Annotated in this window: 12 protein-coding genes; 3 read left to right on the top strand and 9 right to left on the bottom strand. The window is 71.8% G+C overall.

Features of this window, described 5'->3' with window-relative positions; translation table 11 throughout:
* Positions 1-29 precede the first annotated feature (29 nt).
* Together argF and ACGFW6_RS16260 are read right to left on the bottom strand one after the other, a co-directional pair.
* Positions 30-1,040, bottom strand: coding sequence for an ornithine carbamoyltransferase (argF, locus tag ACGFW6_RS16265; protein ID WP_393509238.1), 1,011 nt, complete (start codon positions 1,038-1,040; stop codon positions 30-32).
* A 98-nt stretch (positions 1,041-1,138) separates the two neighbouring features.
* Entirely contained in the window at positions 1,139-2,362 is a 1,224-nt protein-coding gene (locus ACGFW6_RS16260) for an arginine deiminase (protein WP_393509235.1), read from the bottom strand.
* A gap of 122 nt (positions 2,363-2,484) precedes the next feature.
* On the opposite strand from ACGFW6_RS16260, the gene ACGFW6_RS16255 reads away from it, so the two are divergent.
* Both ACGFW6_RS16255 and ACGFW6_RS16250 read left to right on the top strand, forming a co-directional pair.
* Positions 2,485-3,522, top strand: a complete 1,038-nt coding sequence (locus ACGFW6_RS16255; RefSeq protein WP_393509232.1) for an SPFH domain-containing protein — start codon at positions 2,485-2,487, stop codon at positions 3,520-3,522.
* Positions 3,519-4,418 (top strand): hypothetical protein, encoded by a 900-nt coding sequence (locus ACGFW6_RS16250; RefSeq protein ID WP_393509229.1) that lies wholly within the window; start codon positions 3,519-3,521, stop codon positions 4,416-4,418. The genes ACGFW6_RS16255 and ACGFW6_RS16250 overlap by 4 nt, the downstream gene beginning before the upstream one ends.
* A gap of 21 nt (positions 4,419-4,439) precedes the next feature.
* Here the strand turns inward: ACGFW6_RS16250 and ACGFW6_RS16245 are convergent, their stop codons facing one another.
* The 3 genes from ACGFW6_RS16245 to ACGFW6_RS16235 all read right to left on the bottom strand — a co-directional run bounded on the left by ACGFW6_RS16245 (position 4,440) and on the right by ACGFW6_RS16235 (position 9,552).
* Positions 4,440-6,980, bottom strand: coding sequence for a polynucleotide kinase-phosphatase (locus tag ACGFW6_RS16245; protein ID WP_393509226.1), 2,541 nt, complete (start codon positions 6,978-6,980; stop codon positions 4,440-4,442).
* Positions 6,977-8,446, bottom strand: coding sequence for a 3' terminal RNA ribose 2'-O-methyltransferase Hen1 (locus ACGFW6_RS16240; RefSeq protein WP_393509223.1), 1,470 nt, complete (start codon positions 8,444-8,446; stop codon positions 6,977-6,979). Before ACGFW6_RS16240 ends, ACGFW6_RS16245 begins: the two co-directional genes overlap by 4 nt.
* Before the next feature lie 182 nt (positions 8,447-8,628).
* Positions 8,629-9,552: an LLM class F420-dependent oxidoreductase gene (locus ACGFW6_RS16235; protein ID WP_393509220.1), complete on the bottom strand. Its 924-nt coding sequence runs from the start codon at positions 9,550-9,552 to the stop codon at positions 8,629-8,631.
* Positions 9,553-9,798: 246 nt separating this feature from the next.
* Here ACGFW6_RS16235 and ACGFW6_RS16230 point away from each other — a divergent pair, with 246 nt between their 5' ends.
* Entirely contained in the window at positions 9,799-9,975 is a 177-nt protein-coding gene (locus tag ACGFW6_RS16230) for a hypothetical protein (RefSeq protein ID WP_393509217.1), read from the top strand.
* Between the two features lie 58 nt (positions 9,976-10,033).
* Here ACGFW6_RS16230 and ACGFW6_RS16225 read toward each other — a convergent pair whose 3' ends face one another.
* The 4 genes from ACGFW6_RS16225 to ACGFW6_RS16210 all read right to left on the bottom strand — a co-directional run bounded on the left by ACGFW6_RS16225 (position 10,034) and on the right by ACGFW6_RS16210 (position 13,121).
* Complete coding sequence (locus ACGFW6_RS16225; RefSeq protein ID WP_393509215.1) at positions 10,034-10,504, bottom strand: DUF6099 family protein; 471 nt, start codon at positions 10,502-10,504, stop codon at positions 10,034-10,036.
* A gap of 229 nt (positions 10,505-10,733) precedes the next feature.
* The gene (locus tag ACGFW6_RS16220; RefSeq protein ID WP_393509212.1) at positions 10,734-11,060 is read right to left on the bottom strand and encodes a nucleotide pyrophosphohydrolase; all 327 of its coding nucleotides are present in this window, start codon (positions 11,058-11,060) and stop codon (positions 10,734-10,736) included.
* On the bottom strand, positions 11,057-12,178 hold the full coding sequence (locus tag ACGFW6_RS16215) for an AAA family ATPase (protein ID WP_393509209.1): 1,122 nt from the start codon (positions 12,176-12,178) through the stop codon (positions 11,057-11,059). The genes ACGFW6_RS16220 and ACGFW6_RS16215 overlap by 4 nt, the downstream gene beginning before the upstream one ends.
* A 553-nt stretch (positions 12,179-12,731) precedes the next feature.
* Positions 12,732-13,121: a cell division protein SepF gene (locus tag ACGFW6_RS16210; RefSeq protein ID WP_030962927.1), complete on the bottom strand. Its 390-nt coding sequence runs from the start codon at positions 13,119-13,121 to the stop codon at positions 12,732-12,734.
* Positions 13,122-13,235 lie beyond the last annotated feature (114 nt).

Below are 13,235 nucleotides of genomic sequence, written 5' to 3'. Positions count from 1 at the left end.
CGGGGGCACGCGGCGGCGCCGCCGCGCGGCTAGCGCCCGAGCGTGGCCACCAGGACGGCCTTGATCGTGTGCATCCGGTTCTCCGCCTCGTCGAAGACCACCGAGTGCTCCGACTCGAAGACCTCGTCCGTGACCTCCAGCGACTGAAGGCCGTGCTGCTCGAAGATCTCGCGGCCGACCGTCGTGCCGAGGTCGTGGAAGGCCGGCAGGCAGTGCAGGAACCTGACGTCCGGGTTCCCGGTGGCCCGCAGGACGTCCATGGTCACCGCGTAGGGGCCGAGCGCGGCGATCCGCTCGGCCCAGATTTCCTTGGGCTCGCCCATGGAGACCCATACGTCGGTCGCGACGAAGTCGGCGCCGCGGACACCGTCGGAGACGTCCTCGGTCAGCGTGATGACGGCGCCGCTGTCCTCCGCGAGCTTCCGGGCCCGCGCCACGACGCCGTCGTTCGGCCAGTACTCCTCGGGCGCGACGATCCGGACGTCCATGCCCAGCAGCGCGCCGGTGATCAGGTAGGAGTTGCCCATGTTGAAGCGGGCGTCGCCCAGGTAGGCGAAGGCGATCTCCTTGAGCGGCTTGTCCGAGTGCTCGGTCATGGTGAGCACGTCGGCGAGCATCTGGGTGGGGTGCCAGTCGTCGGTCAGACCGTTGTAGACGGGCACGCCCGAGTAGACGGCCAGGTCCTCCACCTTCGCCTGGCTGTCCCCGCGGTATTCGATACCGTCGTACATCCGGCCGAGCACGCGCGCGGTGTCCTTCACGGACTCCTTGTGCCCGATCTGCGAGCCGGACGGGTCCAGGTACGTCGTGGAGGCACCCTGGTCGGCGGCGGCGACCTCGAACGCGCAACGTGTACGCGTCGAGGTCTTCTCGAAGATCAGCGCGATGTTCCTGCCCCGGAGGTACTGCATCTCGACCCCGGCCTTCTTGGCGGCCTTCAGCTCGGCGGCCAGCTCGATCAGCCCCAGGAACTCCTGCTCGGTGAGGTCGAGCTCCTTGAGGAAGTGGCGGCCGGCGAGGGCGTTCGGGACAGTCGCCATGAGGGCGCTCCAGAAGTACGTGAACAGGGACGCTGGAAGTCTATACGACTATCGGCATTTCTATGCGGCCGCATACCCACAGGTCTCCGGACCGCGCACTACACTGCCGCACGCTCGACCGGACAGCTCATGCACCGCGGCCCCCCTCTCCCCCGGCCCAGCTCGCTGCCCGGGATCTCGATCACTTCGATGCCCTGCTTGCGCAGATGCGTGTTGGTGGTGGAGTTGCGTTCATAGGCCACCACGACACCCGGTTCGACCGCCAGCACGTTGCAGCCGTCGTCCCACTGCTCGCGTTCGGCGGCGTGCACGTCCTGGGTCGCGGTGAGCACCCGGATCTCGCTGAGCCCGAGGGCGGCGGCGATCGCGCGGTGCATGTGCTCCGGCGGGTGGTCGGTGACCTTGAGCTCCTTCTCGCCGGTGCCCGGTTCGATGGTGTACGAGCGGAGCATGCCGAGCCCGGCGTACTGCGTGAAGACATCGCCGTCGACCATCGTCATCACGGTGTCGAGATGCATCAGCGCACGTCTCTTGGGCATGTCGAGGGCCACGATCGTGTGTGCCGACCCGGCGGCGAACAGCTTGTGGGCGAGCATCTCGACGGCCTGCGGAGTGGTCCGCTCGCTCATGCCGATGAGCACCGCGCCGTTGCCGATCACCAGGACGTCCCCGCCCTCGATGGTGGAGGGGAAGTCGGCCTGCCCCTCGGACCAGACGTGGAACGTTTCCTCACGGAACAGCGGATGGTGCCGGTAGATCGCCTCGAAGTGCACGGTCTCCCGCTGCCGGGCGGGCCAGCGCATGGCGTTGACGGAGACGCCGTCGTAGATCCAGGCCGAGGTGTCCCGGGTGAAGAGGTGGTTGGGCAGGGGCGCGAGGAGGAATTCGTCCAGCTCCATGACGTGGAAGCGCACGGAGGTCGGCTCCAGGTGCGCCTCCAGGAACTCCCGTTTGGTCATGCCGCCGACGAGGGCCTCGGCCAGTTCCGGCGCCGGCAGGCTTTCGAAGGCGGCACGGAGGTGGTCGGTGGCGAGGACCCCGTACTCCTTCTCGTCGAAGACCCGGTCCAGGACGAGCGCGCGGGCCGCCGGGATCTCCAGGGCCTCGGTGAGCAGGTCGCCGAACAGGTGGACGATGACCCCGCGGTCCCGCAGCACGTCGGCGAAACCGTCGTGCTCGGCGCGCGCCCGGCGCACCCACAGCACGTCGTCGAAGAGCAGGGCGTCCTTGTTGCTGGGGGTGAGCCTTTTGAGCTCGAGATCGGGCCGGTGCAGTATGACGCGGCGCAGCCGCCCGGCCTCGGAGTCGACATGGAATCCCATGCCTCCATCCTGACCATCGCGGGGCCGGTTCACCCCCTGCTTGCCACCCTCTTCTTTTCGTCCTCTTGACGACAAGCGGTCCGGACGATTATCGTCCACATGACGAAAAAGAGGGGGGCCTCATGGCCGACATCACCCGGCGCCTGGGCTGGCGCCATCTGCGGGGCGCGCCCACGGCGCACATCCGGCACCACCGGGGCACCCGGCTGCTGCACGACGGCCCCGGGCTCAGCTTCTGGTTCCGCGCGCTGACCGCCGCGATCTCCGAGGTCCCGGTCGACGACCGGGAACTGGCGATGACCTTCCACGCCCGCACCTCCGACTTCCAGGACGTGGCCGTCCAGGCGACGGTCACCTACCGGATCAGCGACCCGGCCGTGGCCGCCGCCCGCCTCGACTTCTCGATCGACCCGGACTCCGGCGCCTGGCGCGCCGCGCCTCTGGAGCAGCTCGGCACCCTGCTCACGGAGACGGCCCAGCAGCACGCGCTGGACGTCCTGTCCCGTACGCCGTTGTCGGCGGCGCTGGTCGACGGTGTGGCGGCGGTACGGGAGCGGATCGCGCAGGGCCTCGCCGGGGAGCCGCGGCTTCCCGCGACCGGCATCGAGGTGGTCGCCGTCCGCGTCGTGGCGCTGCGGCCGGAACCGGAGGTGGAGCGGGCGCTGCGCACGCCGGCCCGTGAGCAGATCCAGCAGGAGGCGGACCGGGCGACGTACGAGCGACGGGCCGTCGCCGTCGAGCGGGAGCGGGCCATCGCCGAGAACGAACTGGCCAGCCAGATCGAACTCGCCCGCCGCGAGGAGCAGTTGGTGGACCAGCGCGGCACGAACGCGCGGCGCGAGGCCGAGGAGCACGCGGCGGCGGACGCGGTCCGGGCCGAGGCGGAGGCCGCCCGGACCGTACGGCTCGCGGAGGCGGAGGCCACGCGTTCGGTACGGCTGGCCAAGGCCGAGGCCGAGGGCGCGCGAGAGGTCGGCGAGGCGCGGGCGAAGGCCCAGGCGGCCTGGCTGCGGGTGCACGGGGACGTGGACGTGGCGACGCTGCACGCACTGACCGGGACGCGGCTCGCGGAGAACCTGCCGCGGATCGACAGCGTCACGGTGTCGCCGGACGTGCTGACGGGCCTGCTCGCCCGGCTCGGCGCGCGGGAGCAGGAGTGAGCCTCGCCCCGCGGGTCGTCCTCGTCCATCGCACCACGGAGTACGAGGAGTTGGTGGCCCGGCACGGCACGCACGGCCAGGCCGCCTTCTTCCTCTCCTCCCGGGGCCGGGACATCGAGGAGGTAGCCGAACGCCACCGCCGGGCGCGGCAGGCGCTGACAGAGGTGACCTCCGCGATTCCGCTGACCTGGCGTCAGACCCGGGTGGAGCGGGCCGACCTGGACCGGTTCCTGTTCGGGCCGGAGGACGTGGTGGTCGTGGTCGGGCAGGACGGCCTGGTCGCGAACGTGGCCAAGTACCTCGCCGGGCAGCCGGTGCTGGGCATCGACGCCGACCCGGGCCGCAATCCGGGCGTGCTGGTGCGGCACCGTCCCGCGGACGCGGCCGGATTGTTCGCGTCCACGCAATCCGGAAGGGGCGACGTCGACGAACTCACCATGGTCGAGGCCGTCGCCGACGACACACAGCGTCTGGTGGCGCTCAACGAGATCTACCTGGGCGCCGTCGGTCACCAGACGGCCAGATACCGCCTGGGCCTGGAGGGCGACGGGGGTGTCGTCGAGGCCCAGGCCTCGTCCGGGGTGCTGATCGGCACCGGGACGGGGGCGACCGGCTGGATCCGGTCGGTGTGGCAGGAACGGGGAGGGCGGCTGCCGCTGCCCTCCCCCACCGACGAACGCCTGCTGTGGTTCGTCCGGGAGGCCTGGCCCTCCCCTGCCACCGGTACGTCCCTGGTGGCAGGGGAACTCGCCGCCGCGACCCGGCTGCGTCTGACCGTCGAGTCCGAGCGGCTGGTGGCCTTCGGGGACGGTATGGAGTCCGACGCGGTGGAGCTGACCTGGGGTCAGACGGTCCGCGTCGGGGTGTGCCGGGAGCGGCTGCGGCTCGTCACCTGACGGCCGTCCCGGCACCGCCCGTCACAGCCGGGGGTCCACCGGCTCCGACTCCAGCGCCAGCACCCCGAACACCGCCTCGTGCACCCGCCACAGCGGCTCTCCCTCCGCCAGCCGGTCCACGGCCTCGAGCCCCAGGGCGTACTCGCGGACGGCGAGGGAGCGCTTGTGGTTGAGGAACCGCTTGCGCAGACGGTCCAGGTTGTCCGGGCGCGTGTACTCGGGACCGTAGATGATCCGCAGGTACTCACGGCCCCGGCACTTGATACCGGGCTGCACCAGGCGGCCCTGGGGGCTGCGCACCATCGCGCCGAGCGGCTTGACGACCATGCCCTCGCCGCCGCGGCCGGTCATCTCCAGCCACCAGTCGACGCCCGCCTGCACCGACTCCGGGTCACCGGTGTCGACGTACAGCCGCCGGGTGGTCTGCAGCAGACCGCTGCCGTCGTGCTCCACCAGGCGGTCGAGGAGCGCGAGCTGCTCGTCGTGCGGGAGCCCGGTGAGGCTGCGGCCCTGGACCGCCAGGAGCTGGAAGGGGGCGAGACGTACGCCGTCCAGGCCGTCCGTGGTCCAGCAGTAGCGGCGGTACGCCTCCGTGAACGCGGCGGCGTCCGACGCCCGCTCACGCTGGCGCGCCAGCAGGTCCGAGACGTCGACGCCACGCGCCGCCGCGCCCTCCAGCGCGGCCACCGCGCCGGGGAACACGGCCCCGGAGGCGGCGCCGACCGCCGCGTACTGCGAGCGCAGCAGACCCGACGCCTTCAGCGACCACGGCATCAGTTCGGCGTCGAGCAGCAGCCAGTCCGTCTCCAGCTCGTCCCACAGCCCGGCCTCGCCGGCCGCCGTACGGATCCGGTCGAGGATCGTCTCCGTCACCGACGCGTCGTCGAAGAAGGGGCGGCCGGTGCGGGTGTAGAGCGAACCGGTGGGTCCGTCCACACCGAACCTCTTGCGCGCCGCCTCGGCATCGCGGCACACCAGGGCCACGGCCCGCGAACCCATGTGCTTCTCCTCGCACACGACCCGCTCGACGCCGTCCTCCTTGTACTGCGCGAAGGCCTCCGCCGGGTGCTCCAGGTAGCCCTCGACGTGCGAGGTGGCCGTGGGTGCCATGGTCGGCGGGAGGTACGGCAGCAGGCGCGGGTCCACCGCGAAGCGGCTCATGACCTCGAGGGCCGCCGCCGCGTTCTCCTCGCGGATCGCGATCCGGCCCTGGTGCCGGGTCTCCACGACCCTGCGGCCGTGCACGTCCGCCAGGTCGAGCGGCCGGCCGTCGTGACCGCCGGGCGCCTCGGTCCGCAGCGGCTTCGTCGGCTCGTACCAGACCTGCTCGGCCGGTACGTCGACCAGCTCCCGCTCCGGCCAGCGCAGCGCGGTCAGCTTGCCGCCGAAGACGGCGCCGGTGTCCAGGCAGATGGTGTTGTTCAGCCAGGACGCCTCCGGCACGGGAGTGTGGCCGTACACCACGGCCGCGCGGCCCCGGTAGTCCTCCGCCCACGGGTAGCGCACGGGCAGCCCGAACTCGTCGGTCTCGCCGGTGGTGTCGCCGTACAGCGCGTGCGAGCGCACCCGCCCCGACGTACGGCCGTGGTACTTCTCCGGCAGACCGGCGTGGCAGACCACCAGCCGGCCGCCGTCGAGGACGTAGTGGCTGACGAGGCCGTCGATGAACTCCCGCACCTCGGCGCGGAACTCCTCGCTCTCGGTCTCCATCTGCTCGATGGTCTCGGCGAGTCCGTGGGTGTGCTGGACCTTGCGGCCCTTGAGGTGGCGGCCGTACTTGTTCTCGTGGTTGCCGGGCACGCACAGCGCGTTGCCCGACTTGACCATCGACATCACGCGGCGCAGCACCCCCGGGCTGTCCGGGCCGCGGTCGACGAGGTCGCCGACGAAGACGGCGGTACGGCCGTCCGGGTGCACGCCGTCGGCGTAGCCGAGCTTGCCGAGCAGTGCCTCCAGTTCGGACGCGCAGCCGTGGATGTCTCCGACGATGTCGAAGGGGCCGGTGAGGTGGGTGAGGTCGTTGAAGCGCTTCTCTGTGACGACCGTTGCGTTCTCGACGTCCTCCACCCCGCGCAGGACGTGGACCTTGCGGAAGCCCTCGCGCTCCAGCTGCCTGATCGAGCGGCGCAGTTCGCGGATGTGCCGCTGGATGACCCGGCGCGGCATGTCGGCCCGGTCGGTGCGGGCCGCGTTGCGCTCGGCGCACACCTCCTCGGGGACGTCGAGCACGATGGCTATCGGCAGCACGTCGTACTGCCGCGCCAGCTCGATCAGCTGCCGGCGGGAGTCCTGCTGCACGCTGGTGGCGTCGACGACCGTACGGCGGCCGGCGGCCAGGCGCTTGCCCGCGATGTAGTGCAGGACGTCGAAGGCGTCCCGGGTCGCGCTCTGGTCGTTCTCGTCGTCGGAGACCAGGCCCCGGCAGAAGTCGGAGGAGATCACCTCGGTGGGCTTGAAGTGCCGTCGCGCGAAGGTGGACTTGCCGGAGCCGGAGGCGCCGACGAGGACGACGAGGGAGAGGTCGGTGACGGGCAGGACACGCCCGTTCGTTGCCCGGCTCATGCTGCCTTCGCCTCCTTCTCGTCGTTCACGTTCCGCACGAACACGGCCATTTGCGTCGGTGGCCCCACCTCGGGGTCGTCGGGTCCCACGGGCACGAACTCCACGCCGTACCCGTGCCGTTCGGCGACCGCCTCCGCCCACGTGCGGAACTCCTCGCGCGTCCACTCGAACCGGTGGTCGCCGTGCCGGACGTGCCCGGCGGGCAGGGTCTCCCAGCGGACGTTGTACTCGACGTTCGGGGTCGTCACGAGGACCGTGCGGGGGCGCGCGGCTCCGAACACGGCGTACTCCAGGGCGGGCAGCCGCGGCAGGTCGAGGTGCTCGATGACCTCGCTCAGCACGGCGGCGTCGTAGCCCTTGAGCCGGCTGTCGGTGTAGGCGAGGGAGGACTGGAAGAGCTTCACGCGTGCGGCCTGCCGCTCCCCCATCCGGTCCAGCTTCAGCCGCCGCCCGGCGATCGTGAGTGCCCGCATCGAGACGTCCACGCCCACGATCTCGGTGAACGCCGGATCCTTGAGCAGGGCCTGCACCAACTGGCCCTGTCCGCAGCCGAGGTCGAGCACGCGCGCGGCGCCGGACGCCCGGAGCGCGGCGAGGATCGCGTCCCGGCGCTGCACGGCGAGCGGGGTCGGCTTCTCCTCCGCCTCGGTCTCCGCCTCGACGGCGTTGTCGATGTCCTCGACCTCGCTGTCGTCGGCCTCCGCGAGGCGGACGAGTTCCAGTCGCTCCATCGCCTCGCGGGTCAGCGACCAGCGGCGCGAGAGGTACCGGCTGGTGATCAGCTTCTGCTCCGGGTGGACCGGCAGCCAGCCCTCACCGGCTCGCAGCAGCTTGTCGACCTCGTCGGGGGCGACCCAGTAGTGCTTGGCGTCGTCGAGGACGGGGAGCAGGACGTACAGGTGCCGCAGCGCCTCGGCGAGGGTCAGCGCCTGCGACTCCAGCACGAGCCGGACATAGCGCGAGTCGCCCCACTCGGGGAACTGCACGTCCAGCGGCACGGGCTCCACGGTCACGGCCCAGCCGAGCGGCTCGAACAGGCGGCGCACGAGCTCCTGACCGCCTCGGGCCGGCAGCGCGGGTACCTCGACGCGCAGCGGCAGCGGCTGGGCCGCACGCTCGGGCAGGGCGTTGCACACGCCCCGCATGGCGCTGGAGAACACGGCGCTCAGCGCCACGGCCAGCAGCGAGGAGGCCGCGTAGGGGCGGTCGTTGACGTACTGCGCGAGTGCCGCGTCGGGGGCGCCGCCGCGGCCCTTGCCCTTGCCGCGCCTGACCAGCGCCACCGCGTCGACCTCCAGCAGCAGCGCGGCCGTGCAGCGTTGGGCGTCCGCCTCGGGGTAGAGGACGTGGGCCGTGCCGTAGGAGGTGGAGAACGTCTGGGCCTTCTCGGGATGCTTGTGCAGCAGGAAGCCGAGATCGGTCGCGGGGCGTTCTGGGGTCCCGGTGGTGGTGATGGTCAGGAACACGTGGTCGGCCTTCGGATCGGTTCTGCAGCGCCTGTGCGCCGCCGGTACAACCTACCGAGCGGACACCATGACCACCTGCGGTTTTTCTCCCGTCCCGCCCGGCTTGGCAGGCGTTCACGGGGAGGGGCGCCGCGCGCCGCGGCCCCCGGGGAGCACTTCCCCGGGGGCCGCGGGCACGATCACTACGACAACTGGGACTGGACCTGGGAGGAGATGAGCTCCAGGTGGTCCAGGTCGTCCAGGTCGAGGACCTGGAGGTAGATCCGCTGCGAGCCGGCCTCCCGGTAGCGGCCGATCTTCTCGACGACCTCGTCCGGGGAACCGGCGAGCCCGTTGACCTTCAGCTCGTCGACCTCGCGTCCGATCGCGGCGGCACGGCGGGCGACCTCCTGGTCGTCCTTGCCCACGCACACCACGAGGGCGTTGGAGTAGACGAGGTCGTCTCCCTTGCGGCCGGCCTCCTCGGCGGCGGCGCGCACCCGGCCGAACTGGCGCTCACTGTCCTCGATCGAGGCGAACGGCATGTTGAACTCGTCGGCGTACCTGCCGGCCAGCCGCGGTGTACGCGTGGCACCGTGGCCGCCGATCAGCACGGGGATCCTGCGCTGGGCGGGCTTGGGCAGGGCGGGCGAGGCGGTGAGGTCGTAGTAGGAGCCGTGGAAGTCGAAGGTCTCGCCGGCCTCGGTCGCCCACAGCCCGGTGACGATGGCGAGCTGTTCCTCCAGCCGCGCGAACTTCTCCTTCGGGAACGGAATGCCGTACGCCTTGTGCTCCTCCTCGAACCAGCCGGCGCCGAGGCCGAGTTCGACGCGGCCGCCGGACATCTGGTCGACCTGGGCGACCTGGATGGCGAGAACGCCGGGGAGCCGGAAGGTGCCGGCGGTCATCAGGGTGCCGAGACGGATCCGCTTGGTCTCACGGGCGAGGCCCGCAAGCGTGATCCAGGCGTCGGTGGGCCCGGGAAGACCGTCGCCCGAACCCATCTTCAGATAGTGGTCGGACCGGAAGAAGGCATCAAATCCGAGGTCCTCGGTGGCCTTCGCCACGGTGAGCAAGGTCTCGTAGGTCGCCCCCTGCTGGGGCTCGGTGAAGACGCGAAGATCCATGGCTCCATCCTGCACGCCGTGACACCTGCCGACCGCACCGGTCCCCCTGGCCCGCGCAAACCCGGTCGGGTGAATTCCGTCAACGCCGAAGCCGCCGTCAGCCCGGGCCAGTGACCGCCCCCGACGGTGATCGTTGGCTCGGTCGGAGCCGGTCCGCCCGGCCCTCGTCCCGGCCGGTCGGCGCCGGGACGTCACCGTGTCGGCCCACTGCCACTGGGGGGGGGCCGGAGGCCCGAGGAGGCCGTCATGTCCGAGGAATACGCGCCACAGCAGAGCGATGGGAGCGGTCGGCCGAAGGGGTTGCTCCAGCAGATGGAGGAGCTGATGGCAGCCCTCAACGCGGACCTGTCGGCCCTGGACGCGGATCTGCAGGCCACCGGTGGTCCCGGCCGGGGCGCGCAGCAGGAGGGCGAGGCGGGCTGACCGGCCCGCCGCTGAGCTGACCGGGCCCTCGGCGCTGTCGTGGTCGTCGTGCCGGGGGCTACCCGGCCTCCCGCTCCGCCAGCACCTGATCCCGGTCCGCGAGTCTCCGCAGCATCTCGAGGACCCGGTCCCGGGACTCGTCCGCCGCGTCGATGGCCTCCATGCACTGCCAGTACGTCGCCTCGTCGTCCGCGGCGCTGGCCAGGCCGACCAGGGCGATGCCGGCCTCGCCCAGCAGGCTCCCCAGGTTCAGCAGTGCCTGCCGTGCGTCGCCCAGCTCCGTGAGCTGGGCCGCCCGTAAGGCGCCGTCCGCGAGATCCGGTGTGTCCAGGACCCCGCAGCCGCGCCCCGCCAGCTCCGTCAGCCCCAGCGCCTCACCGCGCAGTTCGGGTGGACCGAAGACCGCGAACCGGCTGCCGATCGCCTGAGCCAGGGCCTGCGCCTGCCACACCTCGGTCATGATTTCCGGCGCGCCCCCACTTCCCGCCAGCGCACGCCTGCTCGTCACGATGAGCCGCACCGCGTCCATCCGCAGTCCCCGTCTGTCTGGACGCGCTGCCCACGCGTCCGCCCGAACTCCCTTGTTCACTACCCAGCGTGAAGGGCCCTGAGACGAAAAGCCAGAGGAAGACGGAAATCTGTGGACAACTTTTCGGTTGCGGTCAGCTGAATGGATACGCAGAGTTAAAGCGGACGTCCGCCTTCCTTACACGCTTCCAACCCGTCGTCCGGGGGCGGGAAACGTGCGCGCCCCTCCCCTAGGGCGCGGGAAACCTCTGCTCGTTGCGGTCGATCTTCGCGTCCAGCGCGGCCAGCGCATCGATCCCGAGCACCTCGCAGAGCTGCAGCAGATAGGCCAGGACGTCCGCGACCTCATCCGTCACCCTCGCCGCGGTGTCCGCGTCCTCCATGACCCGCCCGGACTCCTCCGGCGTCAACCACTGGAAGATCTCGACGAGTTCGGACGCCTCGACGCTGAGCGCCGCGACCAGGTTCTTCGGTGTGTGGTACGGCTGCCAGTCGCGGGCGGCGGCGAACTCGGTCAGCCTGCGCTGGAGCTTGGCCACGTCAAGGGGTTCGGTCACGGCTCCAGGTGTACCACCGTGACGCCGCCGGCCCCGGCCACCCGCGACGCGTCGCTCACGGACCCGAGCAGCCGGATGTGCCCGCGCTCGCACATCCTGCCCGCGAGGCCGGCCAACTCCCTTGACTGCGCGGGGTCGAGCCCCCGGTCGAGACCGTCCGCCAGCACGGTCAGCGTCTGCATCGCCGCGGGGACCTCTCCCACGGGGTCGACCTCCAGGACCCCGGGTCCCGTCAACAGGACCAGCGACAGCGCGAGATACCGCAACTCGCCGTACCCGAGGCGGCCGAGCTCCGTCCGTACCCCGTCGCCCCGGTCCAGGACGCCCCGCACCGTCCCGTCCCCGAGCACCTCGGCGATCACGTCGGCCACGTCCCCCGCGCAGCCCGCCCGCGCCGCGGCCACCAGCAGCGCATGCCGCTGTCCGCACTCGGCGCGGGTGCGCCACAGCACCTCGGCGAGGTTGTCGCACCCGCCGAGCAGCCGCCCGGACCCGACCGGCACCGCTGCCCGCATCCGCTCGGGCCGCGGGTCGACGGCGAAGACCGACCGCAGCGCCACCACCATCTGCTCCGCGGCGGCGAGCACCCGCCGCTGCCCGTCCGTCCTGCCGGCCACGCGCAACGGCAGCAGGGCGGTACCGAGCCGGTCGTCGGGCAGGGGAGCCCGGGTCACCGGCGCCTGGCCCGCCGTGTGCCAGGCGGCCTGCACACAGGGGCGGCTCGGATCGCGCAGAGCGGTCTCCAGCAGGACGACGCCACCCCCGCTCAGCCGCTCCCCCACGATCCGCAGCTCGGGTTCGACCTGCACGGCGACGTCCAGCCGGACCGGCCCCTCGGGGCCATCGGCCGTGCACCCGATACGGAAGCCGCGCCGCCGCTGGGCGTCGGGCCGCGCCCGCTCCGGGACGTACGCCGACGGTTCCGGGAACGCCTCGCCGATCCAGGCGCCGCCACCGAGCCGTGCCAGCGCCTCGTACGCCCGCAGCGCGGTCGTCTTCCCGCTGCCGCTCGGCCCGGCGAGGAACGTGAGCGGCCCGAGCGGGAACGCGGCCCGCCGATGCCGGGCGAACGCGGACAGCCGCAGCTCGGTCAGCCGGGGCCGGCAGGGATGCGGCACACCGCCTGCGGCTCCGGACTCACCCGGCGGACGCTCGGAGCGCGGGTCACCCGGCCGACACTCGGCGGTCGGTGCGTTCGAAGAACCCTCGCCACGCGAACCCGACGGACCTTCGCCATGCGAACCCGACGGACCTTCGCCGCGCGAACCCGACCGACCTTCGCCACGCGAACCCGACCGACCTTCGCCACGCGAACCCGACCGACCTTCGCCACGCGAACCCGACCGACCTTCGCCACGCGAACCCGACCGACCTTCGCCGCGCGAACCCGACGGACCTTCGCGGGGCGGTCCCAACCGGCCTTCGCCGGGCGGTGGATCACCGACCCGGTGTTCGGGCGGCGGATCACCCACCCGGCGCTCGGGCGACGGATCACCCACCCCGCGTTCAGGAGACGGACCACCCGCCCGGCGCCCCTGAAGCGGCAAGGAGACGGCACCGGCACCCGACACAAACGACACGCCCATGTCGGGACCGTAGGCCCCCCGCCGGCGGGCGAACCGTTCCACCCGGGAGCCCTTCCTACGATCGGGCGACCGCGGGGCCCGGACCTCAGGTGCCGGGAACCCCGGCGCCCTCCATCAGCCCGCTCACCTCGGTGCCGGGCGGGGTCAGCAGGAACACGTTCCGGTCCACCCGGTGCATTCCGCTGCCCAGGCCGAAGACGACGCCCGTGCTGAAGTCGAGGACGCGCTTGGCGACCTCGTTCTCCGCACCGGTCAGATCCAGCAGCACCGGGATCCCCGCCATCAGCGTCTCGGCCACCTCGCGGGCGTCGCCGAACACATTGACCCGCAGGACGACGAAGCGGCGGCGGGGCTCCGTCTCCGCCTCCGGCATCGCACGATGGTTCACCGCCGACGGCCACGCGTCGCGGCCGCGCAGCGGCACGACCTGGGCGAGCCCCTCCCACTGTTCATCGGTGACGTCGTGGCTGTTCACCGGCTCCCCCCGCCTTGACTCGCCTTCAATGCCTGCACCAGCCAATTCTTACGCCAAGTCACCCGTTCGGCCCAACAGCGACACGGTGCGCGACTGCCTCACGCCCCCCACATC

It is taken from the genome of Streptomyces sp. Y7, from assembly GCF_043195415.1.
Taxonomy (GTDB): Bacteria; Actinomycetota; Actinomycetes; order Streptomycetales; family Streptomycetaceae; genus Streptomyces.
Note: the sequence above shows the minus strand (reverse complement) of the source record. Positions and strands in the feature narration are given on the sequence as shown.